At 42.4% G+C, this 22,668-nt stretch carries 29 protein-coding genes, 1 pseudogene and 2 riboswitches; of the genes and pseudogenes, 19 read left to right on the top strand and 11 right to left on the bottom strand.

All coding sequences use genetic code 11. The features are described 5' to 3' along the window. Positions 1-74: 74 nt before the first annotated feature. From AAGG74_RS06965 to AAGG74_RS06945, 5 genes are all read left to right on the top strand, one after another. Complete coding sequence (locus AAGG74_RS06965; protein WP_429674897.1) at positions 75-1,271, top strand: pyridoxal phosphate-dependent aminotransferase; 1,197 nt, start codon at positions 75-77, stop codon at positions 1,269-1,271. Positions 1,272-1,309: 38 nt separating this feature from the next. Beyond that, positions 1,310-1,411, top strand: a riboswitch (SAM riboswitch). A gap of 85 nt (positions 1,412-1,496) precedes the next feature. Next, complete coding sequence (mtnW, locus tag AAGG74_RS06960; RefSeq protein ID WP_429674896.1) at positions 1,497-2,714, top strand: 2,3-diketo-5-methylthiopentyl-1-phosphate enolase; 1,218 nt, start codon at positions 1,497-1,499, stop codon at positions 2,712-2,714. Further along, positions 2,711-3,415, top strand: coding sequence for a 2-hydroxy-3-keto-5-methylthiopentenyl-1-phosphate phosphatase (gene mtnX / locus AAGG74_RS06955; RefSeq protein ID WP_429674895.1), 705 nt, complete (start codon positions 2,711-2,713; stop codon positions 3,413-3,415). Before mtnW ends, mtnX begins: the two co-directional genes overlap by 4 nt. Further along, positions 3,373-4,002 carry a methylthioribulose 1-phosphate dehydratase gene (locus tag AAGG74_RS06950; protein ID WP_162101359.1) on the top strand — a complete coding sequence of 210 codons (630 nt, stop codon included), beginning with the start codon at positions 3,373-3,375 and terminating at the stop codon, positions 4,000-4,002. The genes mtnX and AAGG74_RS06950 overlap by 43 nt, the downstream gene beginning before the upstream one ends. Before the next feature lie 15 nt (positions 4,003-4,017). Next, positions 4,018-4,545 (top strand): 1,2-dihydroxy-3-keto-5-methylthiopentene dioxygenase, encoded by a 528-nt coding sequence (locus AAGG74_RS06945; protein WP_429674894.1) that lies wholly within the window; start codon positions 4,018-4,020, stop codon positions 4,543-4,545. Positions 4,546-4,588: 43 nt separating this feature from the next. Here AAGG74_RS06945 and AAGG74_RS06940 read toward each other — a convergent pair whose 3' ends face one another. Next, entirely contained in the window at positions 4,589-4,909 is a 321-nt protein-coding gene (locus tag AAGG74_RS06940; protein ID WP_225494120.1) for a YkvA family protein, read from the bottom strand. A gap of 203 nt (positions 4,910-5,112) precedes the next feature. Between AAGG74_RS06940 and spo0E the strand changes: the two genes are divergently transcribed. Beyond that, a complete protein-coding gene (gene spo0E / locus AAGG74_RS06935; protein ID WP_162101362.1) occupies positions 5,113-5,370 on the top strand; it encodes an aspartyl-phosphate phosphatase Spo0E in 258 nt (85 codons plus the stop codon). A gap of 325 nt (positions 5,371-5,695) precedes the next feature. On the opposite strand, the gene kinD is transcribed toward spo0E, so the two are convergent. After that, a complete protein-coding gene (gene kinD / locus AAGG74_RS06930; protein WP_429674893.1) occupies positions 5,696-7,216 on the bottom strand; it encodes a sporulation kinase KinD in 1,521 nt (506 codons plus the stop codon). Between the two features lie 193 nt (positions 7,217-7,409). Between kinD and mhqR the strand changes: the two genes are divergently transcribed. Continuing rightward, positions 7,410-7,847 carry a MarR family transcriptional regulator MhqR gene (gene mhqR / locus AAGG74_RS06925; RefSeq protein ID WP_162101364.1) on the top strand — a complete coding sequence of 146 codons (438 nt, stop codon included), beginning with the start codon at positions 7,410-7,412 and terminating at the stop codon, positions 7,845-7,847. Between the two features lie 39 nt (positions 7,848-7,886). Here mhqR and motB read toward each other — a convergent pair whose 3' ends face one another. The 3 genes from motB to clpE all read right to left on the bottom strand — a co-directional run bounded on the left by motB (position 7,887) and on the right by clpE (position 11,886). Further along, positions 7,887-8,672: a flagellar motor protein MotB gene (gene motB, locus AAGG74_RS06920; RefSeq protein WP_225494117.1), complete on the bottom strand. Its 786-nt coding sequence runs from the start codon at positions 8,670-8,672 to the stop codon at positions 7,887-7,889. Continuing rightward, positions 8,644-9,456, bottom strand: coding sequence for a flagellar motor stator protein MotA (gene motA, locus AAGG74_RS06915; protein WP_162101366.1), 813 nt, complete (start codon positions 9,454-9,456; stop codon positions 8,644-8,646). Before motA ends, motB begins: the two co-directional genes overlap by 29 nt. Before the next feature lie 330 nt (positions 9,457-9,786). Then, complete coding sequence (clpE, locus tag AAGG74_RS06910) at positions 9,787-11,886, bottom strand: ATP-dependent protease ATP-binding subunit ClpE (protein ID WP_429674891.1); 2,100 nt, start codon at positions 11,884-11,886, stop codon at positions 9,787-9,789. Between the two features lie 366 nt (positions 11,887-12,252). On the opposite strand from clpE, the gene AAGG74_RS06905 reads away from it, so the two are divergent. From AAGG74_RS06905 to queF, 5 genes are all read left to right on the top strand, one after another. Beyond that, the gene (locus AAGG74_RS06905) at positions 12,253-13,296 is read left to right on the top strand and encodes a YkvI family membrane protein (protein ID WP_162101368.1); all 1,044 of its coding nucleotides are present in this window, start codon (positions 12,253-12,255) and stop codon (positions 13,294-13,296) included. A gap of 104 nt (positions 13,297-13,400) precedes the next feature. Beyond that, positions 13,401-13,445: riboswitch (PreQ1 riboswitch) on the top strand. A gap of 126 nt (positions 13,446-13,571) precedes the next feature. Next, a complete protein-coding gene (queC, locus tag AAGG74_RS06900) occupies positions 13,572-14,231 on the top strand; it encodes a 7-cyano-7-deazaguanine synthase QueC (protein WP_162101369.1) in 660 nt (219 codons plus the stop codon). Continuing rightward, a complete protein-coding gene (gene queD / locus AAGG74_RS06895) occupies positions 14,224-14,673 on the top strand; it encodes a 6-carboxytetrahydropterin synthase QueD (RefSeq protein ID WP_162101370.1) in 450 nt (149 codons plus the stop codon). The genes queC and queD overlap by 8 nt, the downstream gene beginning before the upstream one ends. Then, positions 14,666-15,397, top strand: coding sequence for a 7-carboxy-7-deazaguanine synthase QueE (queE, locus tag AAGG74_RS06890; protein ID WP_225494115.1), 732 nt, complete (start codon positions 14,666-14,668; stop codon positions 15,395-15,397). Before queD ends, queE begins: the two co-directional genes overlap by 8 nt. A 17-nt stretch (positions 15,398-15,414) precedes the next feature. Continuing rightward, the gene (gene queF, locus AAGG74_RS06885) at positions 15,415-15,912 is read left to right on the top strand and encodes a preQ(1) synthase (protein ID WP_225494114.1); all 498 of its coding nucleotides are present in this window, start codon (positions 15,415-15,417) and stop codon (positions 15,910-15,912) included. A 978-nt stretch (positions 15,913-16,890) separates the two neighbouring features. Here the strand turns inward: queF and AAGG74_RS06880 are convergent. The 3 genes from AAGG74_RS06880 to AAGG74_RS06870 form a co-directional block, all read right to left on the bottom strand. Beyond that, positions 16,891-17,112 carry an XRE family transcriptional regulator gene (locus AAGG74_RS06880; protein ID WP_225494111.1) on the bottom strand — a complete coding sequence of 74 codons (222 nt, stop codon included), beginning with the start codon at positions 17,110-17,112 and terminating at the stop codon, positions 16,891-16,893. Between the two features lie 69 nt (positions 17,113-17,181). After that, positions 17,182-17,493, bottom strand: coding sequence for a hypothetical protein (locus AAGG74_RS06875; protein WP_429674890.1), 312 nt, complete (start codon positions 17,491-17,493; stop codon positions 17,182-17,184). A 13-nt stretch (positions 17,494-17,506) separates the two neighbouring features. After that, positions 17,507-18,931: a lipase gene (locus tag AAGG74_RS06870; RefSeq protein ID WP_429674889.1), complete on the bottom strand. Its 1,425-nt coding sequence runs from the start codon at positions 18,929-18,931 to the stop codon at positions 17,507-17,509. A gap of 52 nt (positions 18,932-18,983) precedes the next feature. On the opposite strand from AAGG74_RS06870, the gene AAGG74_RS06865 reads away from it, so the two are divergent. Continuing rightward, on the top strand, positions 18,984-19,325 hold the full coding sequence (locus AAGG74_RS06865; RefSeq protein WP_429674888.1) for a DUF1433 domain-containing protein: 342 nt from the start codon (positions 18,984-18,986) through the stop codon (positions 19,323-19,325). Positions 19,326-19,376: 51 nt separating this feature from the next. Here AAGG74_RS06865 and AAGG74_RS06860 read toward each other — a convergent pair whose 3' ends face one another. Next, positions 19,377-19,562, bottom strand: a complete 186-nt coding sequence (locus tag AAGG74_RS06860) for a hypothetical protein (RefSeq protein ID WP_429674887.1) — start codon at positions 19,560-19,562, stop codon at positions 19,377-19,379. Continuing rightward, on the bottom strand, positions 19,555-19,785 hold the full coding sequence (locus AAGG74_RS06855) for a helix-turn-helix domain-containing protein (protein ID WP_048350433.1): 231 nt from the start codon (positions 19,783-19,785) through the stop codon (positions 19,555-19,557). The genes AAGG74_RS06860 and AAGG74_RS06855 overlap by 8 nt, the downstream gene beginning before the upstream one ends. A gap of 108 nt (positions 19,786-19,893) precedes the next feature. Between AAGG74_RS06855 and AAGG74_RS06850 the strand changes: the two genes are divergently transcribed. The 6 genes and pseudogenes from AAGG74_RS06850 (at position 19,894) to AAGG74_RS06825 (ending at position 22,326) form a co-directional block, all read left to right on the top strand. Beyond that, positions 19,894-20,091, top strand: coding sequence for a hypothetical protein (locus tag AAGG74_RS06850; RefSeq protein ID WP_429674885.1), 198 nt, complete (start codon positions 19,894-19,896; stop codon positions 20,089-20,091). Further along, on the top strand, positions 20,088-20,435 hold the full coding sequence (locus tag AAGG74_RS06845; RefSeq protein WP_429674884.1) for a hypothetical protein: 348 nt from the start codon (positions 20,088-20,090) through the stop codon (positions 20,433-20,435). The genes AAGG74_RS06850 and AAGG74_RS06845 overlap by 4 nt, the downstream gene beginning before the upstream one ends. Next, complete coding sequence (locus AAGG74_RS06840) at positions 20,422-20,886, top strand: hypothetical protein (protein ID WP_429674883.1); 465 nt, start codon at positions 20,422-20,424, stop codon at positions 20,884-20,886. The genes AAGG74_RS06845 and AAGG74_RS06840 overlap by 14 nt, the downstream gene beginning before the upstream one ends. A 98-nt stretch (positions 20,887-20,984) precedes the next feature. Then, a complete protein-coding gene (locus tag AAGG74_RS06835) occupies positions 20,985-21,494 on the top strand; it encodes a hypothetical protein (RefSeq protein WP_429674882.1) in 510 nt (169 codons plus the stop codon). 135 nt (positions 21,495-21,629) lie between these two features. Next, positions 21,630-21,706: pseudogene (locus tag AAGG74_RS06830) on the top strand (preQ(1) synthase); the annotation flags it as partial. A 329-nt stretch (positions 21,707-22,035) separates the two neighbouring features. Further along, positions 22,036-22,326: a DUF3219 family protein gene (locus AAGG74_RS06825; protein ID WP_225494103.1), complete on the top strand. Its 291-nt coding sequence runs from the start codon at positions 22,036-22,038 to the stop codon at positions 22,324-22,326. Positions 22,327-22,447: 121 nt separating this feature from the next. Here AAGG74_RS06825 and AAGG74_RS06820 read toward each other — a convergent pair whose 3' ends face one another. After that, positions 22,448-22,633, bottom strand: coding sequence for a YkvS family protein (locus AAGG74_RS06820; protein ID WP_003232446.1), 186 nt, complete (start codon positions 22,631-22,633; stop codon positions 22,448-22,450). Positions 22,634-22,668 lie beyond the last annotated feature (35 nt).

Here is a 22,668-nt window from a genome sequence, read left to right as displayed (position 1 = left end):
TTCTTTACTTTTTTATTTTAACCATATATGATGATGGACTATCATTTCAAGATTTTTTTAGAAGGTGAGAATAGATGAATTTTGAACAGTCTCATGTATTGAAGGAATTGCCTAAGCAATTCTTTGCTTCTCTAGTGCAGAAAGTGAATCGAAAGCTCGCAGAAGGACACGATGTCATCAATCTCGGACAGGGAAATCCGGATCAGCCGACTCCGAAACATATCGTCGAAGAAATGAAACGGGCTGTTGCTGATCCTGAAAATCATAAATACTCAACTTTTCGCGGCTCACATAGTCTAAAATCAGCCGCCGCAGCATTTTATAAAAGAGAATATGGCATTGATCTTGACCCGGAAACTGAAATCGCTGTATTATTCGGCGGAAAAGCTGGTTTGGTTGAGCTCCCGCAATGTTTGTTAAACCCCGGTGATACGATTTTAGTTCCTGATCCGGGCTATCCTGATTACTGGTCAGGTGTCATGCTTGCAAAAGCGAAAATGGAAATGATGCCGCTCGTAAAAGAGAGGGCGTTTCTCCCTGATTACAGCAGCATCTCTGCTGAAGTGAGGGAACAGGCGAAATTAATGTATTTAAATTATCCGAACAATCCGACCGGGGCTGTTGCTACTTCTGCATTTTTTGAAGAAACCGTGAATTTTGCGAAAGAAAATGAAATCTGTGTCGTACACGATTTTGCTTACGGCGCTGTAGGGTTTGACGGGAACAAGCCGTTAAGCTTTTTGCAGACTGAAGGGGCAAAGGATATCGGCATTGAAATTTACACGCTGTCAAAAACGTATAATATGGCAGGATGGCGGGTCGGCTTTGCCGTCGGAAACGCTTCGGTCATTGAAGCGATCAATCTTTATCAAGACCATATGTTTGTCAGTCTTTTCAAAGCGACCCAGGAGGCAGCTGCAGCGGCGCTGCTAGCTGAACAAACATGTGTGGCGGAGCAAAATGCCCGCTATGAGAGCAGGAGAGACGCTTGGATCACAGCATGCCGGGACATCGGCTGGGAGGTGACAGCTCCGGCAGGTTCATTTTTTGCATGGCTGCCTGTACCTAAAGGCTATACGTCTGAGCAGTTCTCAGACCTTTTGCTGGAAAAAGCGAATGTGGCGGTCGCCGCTGGAAACGGCTTCGGTGAATATGGCGAGGGCTATATTAGAGTCGGACTGCTGACAAGCGAAGAAAGACTTAAGGAAGCCGCTGATCGAATTGGGAAACTGAATTTGTTTACCCGAAAAAGCATTGACAAGATTCTGTAACGGTGGGATAATTCAAAATAATTTATAAAATCTATATTTTCTTATCAAGAGCAGGCAGAGGGACGAGCCCGATGAAGCCCGGCAACCGACTTTGTAAAGCACGGTGCTAATTCTTGCAGCTGGCGGCTGAGAGATAAGATTCGGACGAGAAACGAAACCTCTTTAGACGCGGATGGCTGTTTGAAGAGGTTTTTTTATATGGATGAAAATGAAAGGAGCTCTGGCATGAGTGAGTTATTGGCAACATATCTCCTGACAGAACCGGGAGCTGAAATAGAGAAAAAAGCAGAACAAATCGCGACAGGATTGACAGTAGGCTCATGGACAGATCTGCCTCTGGTGAAACAAGAGCAAATACAAAAGCATAAGGGGCGTGTGCTGAAGGTCGAGGAAAGAGAAGGAACTCCTGCATCAGGTAAACAAGCGGTCATCACAATTGCCTATCCTGAGATCAATTTCTCACAGGACATCCCGGCTCTGCTGACAACAGTGTTTGGCAAGCTGTCGCTGGACGGAAAAATCAAATTACTTGATCTGCATTTTTCAGAAGCATTTAAGCGCACGCTGCCGGGGCCAAAGTTTGGCGTATACGGCATCCGAAAGCTGCTGGGAGAGTTTGAGAGGCCGCTGTTAATGAGCATTTTTAAAGGGGTTATCGGCAGAGATCTGAGTGACATTAAAGAACAGCTCAGACAGCAGGCGCTTGGCGGAGTTGACTTGATTAAGGACGATGAAATTTTCTTTGAAACAGGTTTGGCGCCTTTTGAAACAAGAATTACTGAGGGAAAGCAAATATTGAAAGAAACATATGAACAAACCGGACATAAAACACTGTACGCGGTGAATTTGACGGGCCGCACGGCTGATCTGAAAGACAAAGCGAGACGCGCCGCCGAATTAGGGGCGGATGCGCTTTTGTTTAATGTCTTCGCTTACGGCTTGGATGTCATGCAAAGCCTTGCGGAAGATCCTGAAATCCAGATTCCGATTATGGCACATCCAGCGGTTAGCGGGGCATTTACGTCATCTCCTTTTTACGGCTTTTCTCACGCCCTTTTGCTCGGAAAATTAAACAGGTATTGCGGTGCCGATTTTAGTCTCTTTCCGTCTCCATATGGTTCTGTTGCGCTTCCAAGAGAGGATGCGCTGGCGATTCACGAGGAATGTGTAAGAGAGGATGACTTTAATCAAACATTTGCCGTTCCGTCAGCAGGCATTCATCCCGGCATGGTGCCGCTTTTGATGCGGGATTTCGGCATAGATCATATTATTAACGCCGGAGGAGGCGTACATGGACATCCGAACGGCGCCCAAGGCGGGGGCAAAGCGTTCAGAGCCATAATTGATGCGGTTTTAGATGCACAGCTGATTGATGAAAAAGCCGAGCAATGCAAAGATCTAAAGCTCGCGCTAGATAAATGGGGGAAGGTTGAAGCTGTATGACTCAAAAGCCTTTAATTATTTGTGATTTTGACGGAACCATCACAATGAACGACAACATTATAAGCATCATGAAAACATTCGCTCCGCCAGAGTGGACGGCGTTAAAAGACGGCGTGCTTTCCAAAACACTGTCGATCAAGGAAGGTGTCGGTCGGATGTTCGGCCTTCTGCCAAGCCATTTAAAAGAAGAGATTACAAGATTTGTATTAGAAGACGCGAAAATCAGAGAAGGATTTCAGGAATTTGTTGCATTTATCAATGAGAACAAGCTGCCGTTTTATGTCGTAAGCGGAGGAATGGACTTTTTTGTATATCCATTGCTTGAAGGCATTGTGGAGAAAGACCATATTTATTGCAACCATGCGTCATTTGATAATGACTATATTCATATTGACTGGCCTCATTCCTGCGACGGAACATGCAGCAATCAATGCGGGTGCTGTAAGCCGACTGTGATACGTGAACTTTCTGAACCGAATCAATATATCATCATGATCGGTGATTCGGTTACAGATGTGGAGGCGGCAAAGCTGTCTGACCTTTGCTTTGCAAGGGATTATTTATTAAACGAATGCCGAGAACATCATTTGAATCATCTTCCGTATCAAGACTTTTATGAGATAAGAAAAAGTATTGAGAATGTAAAGGAGGTACAGGAATGGCTGCAAAACAAGAGCGTTGGAAAGAACTTGCTGAAGTAAAGCGGGAATTAGCAGAAAGAGATTGGTTTCCGGCGACGAGCGGCAATCTGTCTATTAAAGTTTCTGATGAGCCTTTCACATTTCTCGTAACCGCAAGCGGAAAAGATAAACGAAAAGAAACAGCTGATGATTTTCTGCTGGTGAATCAAAACGGAGAGCCCGCAGAAAGAGGGCATTCACTGAAGCCTTCAGCAGAAACGCTTTTGCACATACATTTGTACAATAAAACCAATGCCGGCTGCTGCCTGCATGTTCACACAGTAAACAATAATGTGATATCAGAGCTATACGGAGAACAAAAGAAAATTACATTCAAAGGCCAGGAAATCATAAAAGCGCTCGGCCTGTGGGAAGAGAATGCGGAAGTGTCTATACCGATCATTGAAAATCCGGCTCATATTCCGACGCTTGCGGCACTGTTTGCAGAAGAGATTTCAGAAGATTCAGGGGCTGTGCTGATCCGGAATCACGGTATTACAGCTTGGGGAAAAACAGCATTTGAAGCAAAGAGAATACTCGAAGCATATGAATTTTTGTTCAGCTGCCATTTGAAATTGAAAACACTCCAGCACCAGCTGGTTACATAAAAGGGAGGAACTGAAATGGCGACAATTCGAATTCATGATGAGGCAAATACAACGATTGAAAATCAAGAGGAAGTAGCAAGCTTTTTGGACAGTCAAGAGGTGATTTATGAACAATGGGATATCGCGAAGCTCCCCGACCAGCTTTCAGAGAAATATAATTTGACAGAAGAAGAAAAACAGCAAATTCTTAATACCTTTGAAGCTGAAATTAAAGATATCTCGGCCCGCCGCGGCTACAAAGCACAGGATGTTATTTCCTTGTCAGACAACAATCCAAAACTTGATGAACTGCTTGAGAACTTTAAAAGAGAGCATCACCATACAGACGATGAGGTCCGTTTTATCGTAAGCGGACACGGCATTTTTGTCATTCAAGGCAAAGACGGCATGTTTTTTGATGTTCGTTTAAATCCTGGAGATTTAATCTCCGTGCCTGAAAATATCCGCCATTACTTCACGCTTCAGGAGGACCGCAAAGTAGTCGCGGTGAGAATCTTTGTTACAACTGAAGGCTGGGTTCCGATTTATGAAAAAACAGTATGATAAGCAGAAAAAGCCCCGTTCGATGAACGGGGGCTTTTTTTAGTTATTGCAAACGCCACTTTTCATATTGTGACATTTCTTTTTTGATCAGCATCCAAATCAAACCTAAAACCGTTGCATCGTCAATGATTCCAAGACCGAGAATCATATCTGGAATGATATCGAGCGGCATGGCGATATATAAGATCGCGGCAGTTAAAAGCAAAAGGGTTTTCACCTGTGAACGAGGGTAGTCACCGTTTCTCCAATCACGCAGCATTTGAAAGAAAACAGTCATATGCTGTATGCATTTTTTTCGATTTTTTCTTTTTAAAATCGCTTTTCCGCCTGCCGCACCGAGCAGCATTGCTTTCTTTTTCTTCATATAGCATACCTCCTGCTTGGCGGCTGTGTTTAAGATTTTCTTTATTTGGGTATTATTCTTTTAATCCTATCAATATATCTATTATACCTGAAAAAATAACTTATTTAATAAAAATATGTTTACAAATAAAGTATAATCTGTAATAATGCACAATAACCCAATCAAACTTGTTTCCTATTTCTTAGCGGCGAGGGGTGAATTGAATGGGCGGTTCTTCTAAACAAGAAAGATTGTTGGTGTCTATTGATGAAAAAAGAAAGTTAATGATAGATGCCGCTAGAAAGCAAGGATTTACAGGGCATGAAACGATCAGACACAGCCAGGAGCTGGATTGCTTAATAAATGAATATCACCAGCTCGTGCATAAAAACGAATATTCCCACGGGATTCAAGGCCTTGTAAAGAAATTAGGCTTGTGGCCCCGCAGAGATGTTATGCCTGCATATGATGCAAATAAATAGCGGTGTTATCAGATGGATATATAAAGAGAGAGCTTTTTCCGAAGCGCTCTTTTTTTCTGAGAAAATACATATGTAAGAGGGGATTCGTGAAGGAGTTTACACGGTTCTAAATGAAGCAAGACAGCCTTATTCTTTATTTATACCATTTCAGTGATGATTATCATCTGAAATCAAGTGACGCGGAGAAGGAAAATGAAGTGCCTCGAAAGGGTTTTTAGTATTCTTCTGGCACTGCTGTGGGCTTTATTAACACTCTTTTCTGGGCAGGTAAAGTCGAGTGGCAATGTCCAATAAGAAAAAAAAACCTCCTGACATGGTCAGGGGGCTAAGAAGCGGAAACGGGAAGGGTGATCGTCACCTCTGTGCCTCTTCGAACTTCACTGTCGATATGAATAGAGCCTCCGTACATCAGCACAATCCGTTTACATACGACAAGGCCAAGACCGGTTCCTTTTTCTTTAGAAGTAACAAAAGGAAGGAAGATGTGGTCAAGCATTTCCTGTGAAATTCCTTCACCGTTATCCACGACTTTGATAACGGCCTTTTTATCCAAAGCTTCCAGAGAGATCGTCAGTTTTCCTCCTTCAGGCATTGATTCGAGGCCATTTTTTGCTACATTTAAAATTACTTGTTTAATATGATCTTTAGTACAGTTTACGAGTAAAGGCTGCTCAGTTAAATACTGAAGTTCGACTTCAACATTGTATAGGTTGCCCTCAGAATAGATGATCGGCATAATTTCACCGATAATATCCTGAAGCGAATTCAACTCCCATTTTTCAGCTGTCGGCTTGCCGAGAACGAGAAATTCACTCACAATTTGATTAATACGCTTGATCTCCTGTTCGATAATGGAGAAGTAAAGCTGATCTTCATCACCTTTATATTTCTTCTGCAGCAGCTGAATAAAGCCGCTTATACCGGTGAGCGGGTTGCGAATTTCGTGGGCTGTGCTGGCAGCAAGCGTCCCGATCAGTTCTAATTTTTGCGCCTCATTTTCCGAGCGCTCCAGCTGTGTCTGCCGCTTCAGCAAATAATACAGCACGAGAATAAAAAGGATATTCAGCAGGACAATACTGCATGAAAGCGGGAGCACAAGGCTTTTTGTCAATTCTTCTATTGTCACCGGGTTTGGATATACTTTCATATTCCAACTGATATCATCCAAATATCCACTGACAGGTTTCAGATCATTTGCATGGAAAGACTGACCGCTCGTAAAAATTGTTTTCCCGTCTTGGTTTACAAGTTTGATATAAACATCAGGGCTCAGTAAATTAATCAGGTTTTTTAAATAATCAATTTGAATAGCTGCGACAAGATAATCTGTCACATTTCGCTTTGAGTCCAGAATAGGGACACAAATTGTAAAAATCGGCTGGCCTGTAATTCTGCTCGAGTAACTATCTGAAATGACTGTCTTTTTTGTTTTCTTCGCTTTTGTAAAAAATGATCTGTCTGCCAGGTTTACTTTCGTTTTTAATTCTGTCGTGCTTGCAGTGACATCTCCTTTCGCATTTAGTAAATAGAGACCGGAAAATCTTGGTTCTGAATCAAAGGCTTTTTCCAAAATCGACTGCATTTTCTTTATGTCAACCGGTTTGTCAATGGCGATAGACAAGGAGGTCATTCTCGCCTTTGTTTCTCCGATTAAATAATTGATTTTGTTGCGGTGAAGGTTCAGCATTACACTCGCTTCTTGCTTATGTCTTGCAGCTATTGTATCTTTTTCTTTTTCATAGACGAAAAAGCTGATGACGATTGCCGGAATCACGACCAGGATGAGATAAAGTTTGACTCTCCCGCAGGCGTCTTTTAATATTTTCAATTTGCATCGCTCCAACATACACCTGATTAGAGGTATTATATCATTGTTTCTTCTTCTTTAATAAGAAAAAATAACCAAAAAAATTAGAAAAAGATGTTGAACAGCTTATTATATAAAAAAAGAAGAGAAATATTGGAAAGATTTTTATTGACATTTCGCTCTTTGTTTATTAATGTTTCTCTGTAATGGTTTCTAAAAGGATGATTGAGACATGACAGAAAAATCACTGAAGTTATTTATCGTGCTGTCGCGCGCATATCGGTCTATTAACGATCATATGAATAAGCATATTCATAAGCACGGACTGAATCCGACTGAATTTGCTGTGCTCGAGCTGCTGTATCATAAAGGTGATCAGCCGCTGCAGCAGATAGGAGACAAAATTCTTTTGGCTAGCGGGAGCATCACTTATGTTGTAGATAAGCTGGAACAAAAAGAACTCCTCATTCGGAAAGCGTCACCTACAGACAGACGAGTGACATTTGCACAAATCACTGAAAAAGGCACCAGTCTTTTGGATGATATTTTTCCTAGTCATGCTGCTGAAATTGCTGAAATGATCAGCGTATTAAGCGAAGAAGAGGTAGAGATGTGCACGGAAATGTTAAAAAGAGTAGGATTAAACGCAAAACAGTTTTATAATAAGTAAAAAAAGGAAGCCTGATATGTCACAAGGCTTCCTTTTTTACTATTTTTCATTTGTTTCCGCTGCGCCTCTCGGTAAGATGAGAACTTCAACGCGTCGGTTTTTGCCTCGGCCTTCCGCAGTTTTGTTGGAAGCTACCGGTTTATACTCCCCGTAGCCCTTAGCACTGAACACTTTTGCGTCGAGCTTAGGGTTTTCAATCAGAAGCCCCATAAAGTTTACCGCTCTCATGACACTTAAATGCCAGTTTGATTGGAATTCAGAGTTTTTAATTGGCATATTATCAGTATGTCCGCTGATAATGATATTTCTCGGCGGATTAATCACAAGAAGGTTGGATATCTCTTGTGCAAGCGAAACATCTTCCTTACGGATGGTTGCTTTCCCAGAATCAAAGAAGATGCTGTCTTTAATCGTAATGAGAAGGCCTTCACTAGTCATCTTTGTTTCCAGCTGATGTTCCAGCTTTTTATCTTTGATGAATTTGTCCACCTGGCTTTTTACACTTTGAAGTTCTTTTTGATCAGCAGCTTTTTCTTTTTCTTTCTTGTTTTTCTCTTTCTCTTCTTTATCCTTTTGAACTTGATCAATTCCGTCTTTCTCTTCTTCAGGAGGGGTGGCGCTGGAATAGTCCATTACACCGGTGCCGCCTGTAAAGACTTCATTAAATGATTTTGAAAGCATCTTAAATTTAGCTACGTCAATTGAGCTGCTCGCATACAGCACGATAAATAATGCCAGGAGAAGAGTTAGGATGTCGGCATATGGAACGAGCCATGATTCATCAACGTGTTCGTCCTCATGCTTCTTCTTCTTTTTTCTCGCCATTTTGCGCCTCTCCTTGTTCTGCAAATTTCAAGCGGTCCTTCGCAGGAAGATACATTAAAAGTTTTTGTTCGATGACTTTCGGTGCCTGTCCTTCTAAAACGGATAAAACACCTTCAATCATGACTTCACGCAGTTTTACTTCTTGTTTTGATTTGCGTTTTAATTTGTTTGCGAAAGGATGCCATAATACATATCCCGTAAAGATACCGAGAAGGGTGGCAACAAAGGCAGCGCTTATGGCGTGGCCAAGCTCATCTGTATTGTCCATATGAGAGAGGGCGGCAATCAATCCGATTACAGCACCGAGCACGCCAAGTGTCGGCGCGTAAGTTCCTGCCTGTGTGAAAATTGCGGCTCCGGTTTGGTGCCTGTCTTCCATCGCTTCGACTTCCTCAGTCATGATATCTCTGATAAATTCTGCACTTTGCCCGTCAACAGCCATGCTGAGCCCGTTTTTCAGGAAAGCGTCATCTACATCCTCAATGCTTGCTTCTAAAGCAAGCAGACCCTCGCGGCGTGCAAGCTGGGCCCATTCAGAGAACTTAGGAATGAGCTCCTCTATTGTGAGCTGCTTGTTTTCTTTAAATAACACTTTGAACAGCGCCGGCACTTTTTTAATTTCTTTTGTTGGGAACGCAATAACGACTGCTGAGATTGTCCCAGCGATAATAATTAAAATGGCAGCTGGGTTTGCAAGCGCGCTGAAGCTGACGCCTTTCAAAACCATCCCCACGCTCAATGCTACAAAAGCAAGAATAATACCGATTAACGAAGTTTTATCCATAGTTTTCACCAAATCCTTTTTTACTAGCTTGTCTATGGTTAATATCGGTTTTGGTGTCAGGAACTTTAGGGAGATTGTGAATTTGTTCATGAAAAATTCAAGGAAGAGGTATAGAAGGGAGAAATAAACAATAGCGGCTTTTCAAAATTGAAATTGGCAGTTTGCTTGCAAGCTGTTCTTCAGACGGTTTCTATTTAATAATAGAAATAAATATCCACTATTTAGAAACATGTGCCATCCCTCGAAGAAAAGAAATGTTTTGAGGGAACGAATAGTATGTTCCAGAAATGTACAAAAAAAGCGGCTTCCTAAACAGGAAACCGCTGCATCTTATTTTGCTTGTACTTTGATTGTACGATCTTCTGCGGTCACATGAAACCTTGTGATTTCACTATTGTCAAGCAGCAGATCGGTCATTTTATCTTCAATCCGTTCTTGGATGGTTCTTCTAAGCGGACGTGCGCCGAATGAAGGGTGGTAGCCCAGCTCAGCGATTGTTGCTTTCGCTTCGTCTGTCACGCTCAAGCTGATGCCGCGTTCTGCCAATGTTTCTTCAAGTTCTCCAAGTAGCAGGCTGACGATTTTTACCAGATGTTCTTTTTCCAGTGAGCTGAACTCAATGATGCTGTCAAAACGATTGAGAAACTCTGGTTTAAAGAACATGCTCAGTGAATCTATCAATGTTTGTTCTTCGATGACACTGTCATCTGATTGGAAACCGACTTTTGTTTGTTTTTCGCCGGTACCCGCATTGCTTGTCATAATAATCACAGTGTCTTTAAAGCTTACGGTTCTCCCTTGGCTGTCTGTCAGACGGCCGTCTTCCATAATTTGCAGGAACATATGCTGAACATCAGGGTGTGCTTTTTCAATTTCATCCAATAGCACGATGCTGTATGGGTTTCGGCGCACTTTTTCTGTTAATTGCCCAGCTTCCTCATGACCGACATATCCAGGCGGTGAACCGATGAGTTTAGATACTGCGTGTTTCTCCATGTATTCGCTCATATCAAGACGAATGATAGCATCTTTTGTACCGAATAATTCATCTGCAAGTGTTTTGGAAAGCTCTGTTTTTCCTACGCCGGTAGGACCGACAAAGAGAAAGGAGCCTACTGGTCTGTTTTTGGCTTTTAATCCGGCGCGGCTTCGTCTTACCGCTTTTGCCACTTTTTGAACAGCGGTTTCTTGTCCGATCACCCGTTCTTGAAGTTTTGCTTCAAGCTCTTTCATTTTCGTTTGTTCGTCTGCCTGCAGTTTGCCGACAGGGATGCCGGTTTTTTGCTCAACAATATCTTGAATCTGCTCAGCTTCTACAGTGACATCGGAATGAGCGGAAGAGCTGTTCCGTTTTTTCTCCAATGCGATTTCTTCATCACGGAGTTTTGCAGCCAGTTCATAATTTTCTTCTTCAAGTGCTTTTGTTTTTTCAGCTTCAATCGCTGTTAAGCGTTCAGCGGCATCTTCATCACTCACCTCATCAATTAATAGGTTAGCTTTTGAACCTGCTTCATCTAATAAGTCAATTGCTTTATCCGGCAGGTGCCTGTCCTGAATGTAGCGGGATGATAAAGTCACACATGCTTTGATTGCTTCATCACTGAATCTCACGCCATGATAGGCTTCGTATTTGTCTTTGATCCCTTGCAGAATGAGGACGGCCTGTTCAATTGAAGGCTCTTGCACCATGACAGGCTGAAAACGTCTTTCAAGTGCTGCATCTTTTTCAATTTGTCGGTACTCTTTGAGTGTTGTCGCACCGATGACTTGCAGCTCGCCTCTGGCAAGGGCAGGCTTGAGAATATTGCCCGCGTCCATTGATCCTTCTGCAGATCCTGCGCCAACGAGAAGATGAATCTCATCAATGAACAGAATGACGTTTTTTCGTTCTTTCAGCTCAGTAATCAGCTGTTTCATTCTCTCTTCAAATTGTCCTCTGATCCCTGTGTTTGCAACAAGGGAGGCAACATCAAGCAAGTACAGCTCTTTGTTTTTCAGTTTGTTTGGAACATCACCTTCAGCAATTTTCAAGGCGAGTCCTTCGGCGATGGCGGTTTTCCCTACACCGGGCTCCCCGATAAGAACCGGGTTGTTTTTGTTGCGGCGATTTAGAATTTCGATCACTCGCGCAACTTCTTCGTCACGGCCGATGACGGGGTCAATAAGACCGGCTTTTGCCCCATTTGTTATATTTTGAGCCAGCTCATCAAGCAATCCCTTTTTCTCGCTTTGTTTTGCTGCGCTTTGTTCTTTAGGCTGGAATGCCTGTTCAAACGGAAATCCGAAAGATTGAGGACCCATGCTCATTGAAGGTTTACGGGTCAATTCGTTATAGCAAGTTTCACATAGAACCATATGTTTATGAACGGAATTTATTTGCATGTTAAGGCGAATCGTCGCTTCGTTTTGATGACAATGTTGACAACGCATTTGCCAAAACCTCCTTAAAAATTTGATCTTCTTTGACCAATGATTGTGAATAAAAAGGCCGTTTGATTTTGACCTTCTTTGACTATAAGTATACGCCAAACATATTGGTTCTCAAAACAATATGCTTAGATCAGTCTGACTATTTGACTAACTCTGACCAATGGCTTTTGAAAAAAGGTTGGTTTAGTTGGCCAACTTTGATTATTAGTATACTCTGACCTTCTTTGACTTTCAAGTCTTTTGCACATCATATTTTTGATTGGTTTACACAGTAAAACATGTTTTCTTCGTCTTTTCAAGGAACTCGTCTCATAGGGTATAAAAAGGCATATATGGACAAAACTGCGGTTCGTTCGGAGGGGAGAAATGGAACAATCTAAAGGGTCTGCAAATCAGCTTGCTTTTGTGTATGTGGGCACAGTAGTCGGAGCTGGATTTGCGACCGGCAGGGAAATTGTTGAATTTTTTCTGAAGTTCGGCTGGTTCGGCTTATTTGGTATTATCGTCAGCGGCGGAATGTTTACGTTTCTTGGTGCTAAGCTGATGATTATTTCTAAGCGAATCAACGCCAAGTCCTATCAAGAAATGAACATTTTTTTATTCGGGGCGACGGCTGGGCGGATTATCAATGTATTTATGCTGTTTATTCTCCTTGGAGTAACGTCTGTCATGCTTTCTGGAGCAGGGGCGCTTTTTGAAGAACAGCTGGGAATGTCCGCTCAGATTGGGATGCTGATGACAGTCGGATTGAGCTTAATTGTAATGACGAAAGGAGTAAAAGGCATTTTTGGTGTCAATGTGTTTGTTGTTCCTCTTTTGATCATCTTTTCTTTGATTGTGGTGGCTGACTCTTTTATTTTCAGTGAATCGCGAAACGCAGCTCAGTGGGTTTGGCCGCACCGCTGGGACTGGCTGCTGTCAGCATTTTCTTACGGTGCTTTGAATTTATCGCTTGCTCAAGCGGTTTTGGTTCCGCTTGCGAATGAAATGCCATCTGAAAAATTGATCAAAAAAGGCGCTTTAATCGGAGGCATGATGCTGACGATTGTCCTATCTGCGAGTTTTCTGTCTTTGTCGACTCTCCCGAATGTATTTTTGTATGATATACCGATGGCTCAAGTGGTTTTTCTCTTTGCGCGCTCTGTCCATTTGATCTATTTGCTTATTATTTTCGGTGAAGTATTCACATCAGTGATCGGCAATCTATATGGATTGGAAAAGCAAGTACAGAGCTTTTTGCCGATAAAAAGCAAATATATCTTTGCAGCCATTATGATTACTGCTTATGTCACAAGCCAAATTGGATATGGTAAGCTGATTTCAACTATTTATCCTTTGTTTGGCTATGTGAGTCTGGCCTTTATCGGCGCCTTGATTTGTAAAAAGGCTCCCCGGCAGCGAAGTTTGTAACAGACATATATGAGGGAAGCCAGCTGCTGACTTTTGTATTGTCAAGAAAAACAACATTATGGTAAGATAGCAGAAGTGAAAAATTGAAGAAAATCCGTGCGATAGCGGGAGAGGTTCTAGCTACACCCTCTATAAAAAACTAAGGACGAGCTGTATCCTTGGATACGGCCTTTTTTATGTTTTTCTAGAGCACCTTCCGAAAGGTGTTTTTTTGTGTGAATCAGTTGTAGCGATGTCTCTCGCCGACGTTTTTATTGCGGAGAAGGAGAGGAATCATGAAAAAAGAAAAAGCAATTGTCGTATTTAGCGGCGGTCAAGACAGCACCACCTGCTTACTGTGGGCTTTGAAAGAATTTGAAGAAGTCGAAACAGTGACTTTTCATTATAATCAGCGTCATTCACAGGAAATTGACGTGGCAAAATCCATTGCGGAAAAACTTGGTGTGAAAAACCACTTGCTTGATATGTCATTGTTAAATCAGCTTGCACCGAATGCCTTGACAAGAAATGATATTGAGATAGAAGTAAAAGACGGCGAACTGCCATCTACATTTGTTCCAGGCCGCAATTTGGTATTCCTATCCTTTGCGTCTATCCTCGCGTACCAAATTGGAGCGCGCCATATTATTACAGGAGTTTGCGAAACAGACTTCAGCGGTTATCCCGACTGCCGTGATGAATTTGTGAAATCTTGCAATGTAACGGTAAACCTGGCGATGGAGAAGCCGTTTGTGATTCATACGCCTCTCATGTGGCTTAATAAGGCAGAAACGTGGAAGCTTGCAGATGAGCTTGATGCGCTTGATTTTGTAAAGAACAACACGCTGACATGCTATAACGGCATCATCGCAGACGGCTGCGGAGAATGTCCGGCATGCCATCTTCGCTCAAGAGGATATGAAGAATATATGGCGATGAAAGGAGAACGTGCTTAAATTGTTATCTCAAATTTATCCGCAGGTCCAGCATCCTTATTCATTTGAACTGAATAAGGACATGCACATCTCAGCTGCTCATTTTATTCCCCGGGAAAGTGCGGGGGCATGCAGCAGGGTTCATGGGCATACGTATACCGTAAATATCACTGTTGCCGGCGACGAACTTGACGATTCCGGCTTCCTTGTCAATTTCAGCCTGCTCAAAAAGCTTGTGCACGGAAACTATGATCATACGCTTTTAAATGATCATGAAGATTTTTCTCAGGATGACCGATATTCGCTGCCGACAACTGAAGTTGTGGCAAAAACGATTTATGACAACGTACAGGCTTATTTAGACACATTGGAGAATAAGCCGAGCTGTGTACAGGTGTTTGTCCGTGAAACACCGACAAGTTATTGTGTCTACCGTCCGAAAAAGGGTGGTTTGAATGGCTAAAGGAATTCCTGTATTAGAAATTTTCGGCCCGACGATTCAAGGGGAAGGCATGGTGATCGGACAGAAAACAATGTTCGTCCGGACTGCTGGCTGTGATTATTCATGCAGCTGGTGTGACTCCGCCTTCACTTGGGATGGGTCTGCTAAAAAAGATATTCGCTGGATGACGGCTGAGGAGATTTTGGCAGAGCTTAAAGACATCGGGGGAGAAGCGTTTTCTCACGTAACGATCTCAGGCGGCAACCCTGCGCTGTTAAAACAGCTCGATGCTTTTATCGAACTGCTGAAGGAAAACAACATCCGTGCAGCGCTTGAAACTCAAGGGACCATTTATCAGGATTGGTTTACGCTAATTGATGATCTGACAATTTCTCCAAAACCGCCAAGTTCCAAAATGGTCACGAACTTTCAAAAACTTGACCACATTTTGACTTCACTGAAAGAGAATAACAGACAGCATGCTGTCAGCTTAAAGGTTGTCATTTTTAATGATGAAGATTTGGCATTTGCCAAAACGGTGCACAAGCGTTACCCGGGAATCCCGTTTTATTTACAGGTCGGTAATGATGACGTGCATACGACAGATGACCAAACATTGATTGCACATTTGCTTGGAAAATATGAAGCGCTTGTTGATAAGGTAGCGGTTGATGCGGAACTGAACCTGGTTCGAGTGCTTCCGCAGCTGCACACCCTGTTATGGGGCAACAAACGAGGCGTATAATAGAAAGGAAGATGGATATGACGACTAGAAAAGACTCAGAATTAGAGGGTGTCACACTGCTTGGCAACCAAGGAACAAATTATTTGTTCGAATATGCGCCGGACGTGCTGGAATCCTTCCCAAATAAACATGTGAACCGTGATTACTTTGTGAAATTTAATTGTCCTGAATTTACATCTTTATGCCCGAAAACCGGTCAGCCTGATTTTGCAACAATCTACATCAGCTACATTCCTGATGAAAAAATGGTGGAAAGCAAATCATTAAAGCTGTACCTGTTCAGCTTCAGAAATCACGGTGACTTCCACGAAGACTGCATGAACATCATTATGAACGATTTGATCGAATTAATGGACCCGCGCTACATTGAAGTATGGGGCAAATTCACGCCAAGAGGCGGAATTTCCATTGATCCGTATACAAACTACGGAAAGCCGGGCACGAAGTACGAGAAGATGGCTGAGTATCGTATGATGAATCATGATTTGTATCCGGAGACGGTTGATAATCGTTAATTATTCCGTTGTGTGAAACGGAGTGAGGTCACAGTAAAAACCGAACATTCAACGTACATTTTATGCGTAAATGTGACCCGGTCACAATTTGGCGGCCCTCTTGTGACCACACCGTGACCGAAAATATACAAAAGTGTGACCACGATCCCTGTCTTTTTGACGGGGATTTTTTTTGCGCGATTCGATTCGTTAACGTCTCGGTAGCGTCTTCGTGCGTTAGTTTGTCGCATTGTTAGTGAATAGTTTCGCTCGTGTTTCGTTAAAAAATAGTATTAATTTACTGTATTACGCGGATTATGAAGATATTCGGCCATAGTTCGGAGGCGCAGACGTTAAGGTATATCGGCATTACTGCGGAGGAGATCGAGGCTGCGTATGAGGCTATCGAGGTATAGGGTCTGCACTAACGAACCGCACCTACTGCGGATGGCCGCCCGAAACTCAGGGGGTTGCGTACTGTTACGCCTGTAATACGGGCATGGGGGCACTAGGTTATAGCGTTATTACATAAGAGAGTAGTGAGTTAAACCGCGTCAGCTCAACGACTCCAGCAATATGTGAGCGTGTCATTATCGGGACACATTGCGTCCAACTGATAGATGCGTGTAACACCGACGAATTACTAATATGCAGTATCTTATACATTGCATGCGGCATATGGCGGTCGGCGGGGTGTTGGTGTGGCGCGGCTTCAACGTTGCATAAAATACATACGATTTGTTACGTAGGGTAATCGCCTGCTAACGTTGATATACCAACGTTTATAATTGTTATTGAATTTAACTCAACTTCATTATGTTAAATTCGTTATTCATAAACATGAATGAAATATACAATCGTATTTAAACGGAGAATAAATAAAAAGCCGCCGACCCCCCAAGTGCCCCCGCCAAGGCCGGCTCATCTGCTGTTCGGAACTTGCGCGCAAAATTTTGAACTCGAAGGGCGAACGAATTTCAAGACAAAAAAAGACGCCGATTATTCAGCGTCCTCTTCCGTTTCTTTTACTTCGAATAATTCTTCGTATTTGGCTCCGGTTGCTTTCATTATCGATGCGACATGCCAGTCGTAGTGTCTTTCGGAATTATCGAACCGAGAAATCGACGCCTGCGGAACGCCGGATCTACGTGATAATTCGGATTGCGACCAGTCTAATCGCGAAAGAACCGAGCCAAGACGAGGCTTTACCGTAAGTTTCATTTCGACCACCTCTGCGACAGAACTTGTCTATTGTAGCTGTTGGTTATCATCGATCATTAAGGCTGCTTTTTATCGCGTTTTAAAGCTGCTGACAAAAGTTTCACCGTCGTTCTCTGCGTTCACGATAAGCTGGGCACTTTCACTGATACGCTGAGCAATGGCCTTTTGCGCTTTTCCCTCGAAGCTGTATAAAAGAGCTGAATAAACATCGTTTAATTCTTCCTGCAGCGAATTCATTTCGAACTTTGGTTTAAGGTTTTTGCGAACCGTCTCAAGCTTGGTATTTGCCACTTTCGTCATGCCTGTTTTTAACATTTGACGCTGCAGCTGTTTTTTCATTGGATCATCTTTATGTTCTAAAAGGTTATCTAATGTCGGCATTGCTTTGTCACTCCTATAATCTCAGCCAATTGGCAAGCATCTGATCTTTTTCCTCAAAATCGTCGGCAATTTTATTCAAGAAGCCGCCTATTTCCTCAAGGTCTCTAATCGCTGTCTGTAGGGAATCTATGTATGATTGTTCAGCCTGTGTATCGTAAAATATCGGTCCTTTATCGTAAGATTGGGCGATATCCTCCAGTGTATTTGTTACATCCTGCGCATTCAGTTGATCGTAAAAGCCATATCCAACTTGACCGTAAAATTCCGTTTTTAGTTCAGCAACTTTTTCATCGTGCTCTTGATAGGCATTTTGCGCTTCTTTTTTCATCATTCTCAGATCCTCGACCATCGCGTCAACTTTTTCGGCCAGTTTTTTCGCGCTTTTGGGCGTTACTTTAATGGCATCCCCGCCGCCGATCGCACCAGCCGGCAGCATTGCGTTCAGATTTTTATCGTACACAAGCTCATCACCGTTTACGTTCGTGATATTTCCGTTTTCATCAAATATAAAGTTTGCCTCATTTAGACCGTGTGTATCTGGATTGCGAACAATAACTGTGCCTATAAAGTAGGCGAGGTTCTTAGTGATTTGGTCCCCCCATTTCCCGCTAAGTCTCTGTTCGCGACTGAATTGCGATAGTGCAGGATTTTTTGTGTAAATGGTGGTTCCATTGTGGCGATCATACTCGTTCCAATAACCAGCTCCGACCATATCATCCGGGTTGATGATAGACCTCACGTAAGGGTCGTACAAGCCATCATTTATTTCTTCTTGCTTATGATCAGTATGTAGTTTGACGACAGAAGGACTGTTAAACGCGACCGCATAAATGTCATTATTGACCGCACTGTATTCGGCTTCTGCACCGCCAAGCGAATGGCCGGTAGTTGAAACAATCGTTGAAGTTCCGTTATACTTTTTTTTAACTTCCTTAACGAGCTGATCTGCTTGGTCGATTTGCGATGTTTTCGTAATGAGTGTATAGTTCCCGGTTGTAAGCAGCGAGTCTTGAGAAGGTGTGCCATTGTATTTTCCGAGTGTTTTAGACGTGTCTTTCGCATCTTTTTTAATGATATATTGACCTTCTTTAGTAGGATCGATTCCCATAACAATGTTGCCGCCATCGGCTTTTACACCATCACTGATCGAGTCTTTTGCGAGATCGGTACCTGCGAAGGCTACGACAACATTTTGGGGATTAGCTGATTTTACCCACTTGCCGTTTTTTGTCTTTTGACCCAGCGAAAAAACAACGCCATCAAGTCCTGTATCGTTATCCCTTTTAATTTTTTCTACGTACCAATACGAATTCTTTTCGGTTTGTATTGGTTTTCCAGACTTCATTAGATCGTCCAACCGTTCGCGGTCGTAGGCCTCTCTATTAAGAATGAAATAAGTTTTATCTGATACATTTGGCACTTTTATGTCTTTGGTCATATACATCGCCTCTTTATTTTTGTAAAATTAGGGTATGAAAGGGTTGGTTTCTTTGAAAAAGAAAAAGTACATAATTATCCTTATTTTAATAATTATAGCAGTTGGAGGATTTATTATGAAGTATCTGCATGATCAAAAAGAAAAAGAGATTGCTTTTGTTAAAGAAGCTCAAGAACATATGGAGAAGTTTTTGTATGAAAATTACAAAGGCGTTAAAGATGTTAGTTTTTCTGACGACTACTACATAAGTCCGATGGGGGGTATCAGGGTAGAAGGATATTTAAACGGAGATAAGGAAAGTAAATTCCAAGGAATATATGATCCTCCGAATAAGGAGATACAGTCCTATACCATCTATGATGATGAAATCGAAAAAACTAAAATTGAAAAATAGATAGCCCGCTCAATCGAGTCGGGCTTTTGTTTTTTTTCTAATATTGTGTATTTATTTTTTATTAATGCCCTCAATAGCTTCCGCAATAGTCGACCATTTTTCAAGGCCGCGGGCTGTGTATGTACCTTTTCCAATAATCGATGCATGCACCTCATATGTAGAATTAACCTTGAATACTGGGACGTTTAACTTCCTTTCTTTAAAAAGAAGCCACTCTTGTTTTTCTTCTTCAAACATCATTTTCTTCTTCTACCTCAACTAAACTTAAAATTTCATTGATATCTTCAATGTTAAAAGTGTTGGCGATTCGCTCAATATGTCCAAAATTAATATTTTGTCTTTTCCCATTAATCAATTCGCTAAGCGCAGCGTGTCTGATTCCGCATTTGTCAGCGAGGCTTCTAAGTGAAAGGTTTTCTTTTTCCAAGATTTCTCCGATATTCACACTGACTTTTTTCATTTTTGCCCTCCAAGTGCATTTTTTTCTTGTCTTTACGTAATAGCGTACCGTATAATCCTAACTAATATGGTACTCAAAAGCGTAACAAAATCTCGAGGAGGAATACAAATGCAAATTCGTTATGTTCGAACTATTGTGGGATGGTTCAATGTGTACATTTCAGGAACAGAACAATTCGTTAACTTAAACCCAGAAGAATTCGCCGCACTCTTGCCGCAAGTGTCCCGGAGAGCATTCGCAGGCTGCACCGAAAGCGGCGTCACGGCAGCGCGAGAACTATTCGGTGAGGAGGTGCAGTCGGCATGACGGATACATTTCAACCGAAAGCAGTAAAGCTGCATTATCACGGGGAAACATTCGATACAAAACAGGAAATACACGAAATCTCTGACGCCTGGTTAATTGCGGCCGATATTATTGGAACATGCTCGGATGACGGTCTGGTGTTTTACGATACTGACCGGTTAGAAAAAAGGAGCGACGGATACCATCTTTATGAAAACAACTATCCTCGGTTTTTTATGGTAGACACGTCAAAGGTAGGCGCAGACCTCCGCAAAATCGATGTTTCTGAGCTCGCAAATATGTCGTTTACTGATTTAGTTCGAATTGGTTTTAATTTGGGGAGGGAAAACTATGGAGAAATTTAACGTTTCTAAAGCGGCAGTTAAAAAAGCAACGGTACGTCTCGGCCTATCAAAAGTGCAGGCACAAAACGTATTACCGAAATATGCGCAAGGCGCCGCGTTCGTTTGGTCTCTCGATACAACAAGCGGCAGCCAAGCCGTTTACGACAACTATAGCGAAAGAGTCCGCCTTGTAATTGCGGAAAATGGTACCGTACTAGACGTTTTCCCCATTGATTACGCGCTACAGTCACTGCACAACTTATCGGACGAGGTACGCCAATCGCTTAAGGAGTCGACTAAAGAGACTTTGATCGCGAAAAAAGACGAGACCCACCGCAAATGGTGCGAAGCTGAACTTGCTTTTCACGAAAATAGTTACGAGATCGCTAAAGTGCGCTTCGGATTAATCGACGCAAATATTGAAGAAGCCGCGACGTTAAGCAGTCGTTTAGCCGGACCTTTGCGCGGATAACAAGCGACTGCACCAAGACAGATCAGCACTCAGAAAAGAACGGACTGAATTAGAGCGTGCTTTTGTACCTTATATCTAAGACTCGAGGGGGAAACGAAATGGAAAAAGTACGGCTAGTTCGACACGGATCGACAGACTTCCTATATAAAGAAATTCATGACGCCTATCTCATCGCAGCGGATACGGTAGCATTATGCGACTTTGATGCGATGGGCGGCGGCAGGTTTGCGTTTTACGACACTGGCGGCCTATCGCGGAAGGATGACGGTTATCACTTATACGACGATGTACATCCGGCGTCATTCGCATTCGAGTTTACTAAGACGACGGCGGCCCTAAAGAAGCTCGACGGACGGGAATTAGCGAATATGAGTGTCACGCAGTTCGTGCGCCTGTTCTTCACCGGAGGCGACTGCGATTGTTTAATAGGCGAGACAGCTCAGTATTGGGGCGTTAAAGCGGACGGGCTGACGTGGCTGTCGGCGGAAGCCCTGACCGGCAGGATAATCGGCCGGCAACGCGAAGAACGGAATTATAAGATCGAAGGACAGTCGGCATCCGTCCATGACGTTCCAGAAAAGTTAATTGACGAATGTTCCGAAGTTTAAAGCCGGTTTGTCGCCGGCTTAATTTTTTTGTCCATTTTCCGAAGTTTCTACGCAACTAATAGTGAAACGGAAACTTGTGAGGTTCTTATTATACTAAGTGCAACTTAGGAATCTTAATGTAACTTTCAAAGAAAATGCAAAAAATATAGAAGATGGCTGAGTATCGTATGATGAATCATGATTTGTATCCGGAGACGGTTGATAATCGTTAATGTAGAGGCTATTCTGACCTAGACGTGTGTCATCACACGTCTGTTTTTTATTTTTAAAGTACCTCAGTTACGCGTTATTGAAATTTGTACACCCTGATTATTTTTAAAAAAAGACGAGCGAATTCGGGGGAGAATTCTGCTCGCCGCTTTCTAATGAAAAGACGGGATGCTGGATGGCAACTCGTCTGTTTTATTATAAAATATCGAACGTATGTTTGTAAAGGTGTCTTTTCTAAAGAAATGGTTCACATAACTGGTCAGAACTGATTCATTGTAAACATTCGCTAAGGTATGCTAAGATGCATGGACGATAAAGGAGTGATAAGAAAGTGAAGACTTTGCGATTAAACGATGTAACGCTAGAAATGGCTGCATATCAAGAGGAGAACGAGCCGAAGCGCAAAATTGCTCTTACGCTAAATGTGACGAGTGAGACTTACCATGATATCGCTGTCCTGTTATATGAAAAAACATTTCATGTCGAGGTTCCGGAACGAAAGCTTGACTTTCAGGGGGAAATCACAAATTATTCAACGTCATTGACCAATCTGTACGAGCCAGAGTCCGTCAGTGAATTCTATATAGAAATAACGGAAATAGACAAAAACGCCGATTCATAATCGGTGTTTTTTTGTGTGTAAAAAGCTGCCGGACGGCAGCTTTTGAGAAAGCGAATTTCATATGTAAGGTGTTTCAGTGTCTGACGTGCAGTTTTTGCGAATAAATGTGGGATGAGGAGGATTAATAGGAGTCTCTGATGATCTTATAATTTTTATGATTAACAACTGTCAATGAATCTAATTCAAGATCACGATAATTATCCATTATCGTGACATCAACGATAACAGAATTTTCATTCACTTTTTCGACAACACCGGTTAATCCGTTTTTAAATTCAATCACGTTTCCAACCTTTGCGATTTTCACAAGCTTCCTCTCCTTTAAACATAATAATGCCTTTT

It is taken from the genome of Bacillus mexicanus, assembly GCF_050445615.1.
In the GTDB taxonomy this organism is placed as follows: domain Bacteria; phylum Bacillota; class Bacilli; order Bacillales; family Bacillaceae; genus Bacillus; species Bacillus mexicanus.
Note: the sequence above shows the minus strand (reverse complement) of the source record. Positions and strands in the feature narration are given on the sequence as shown.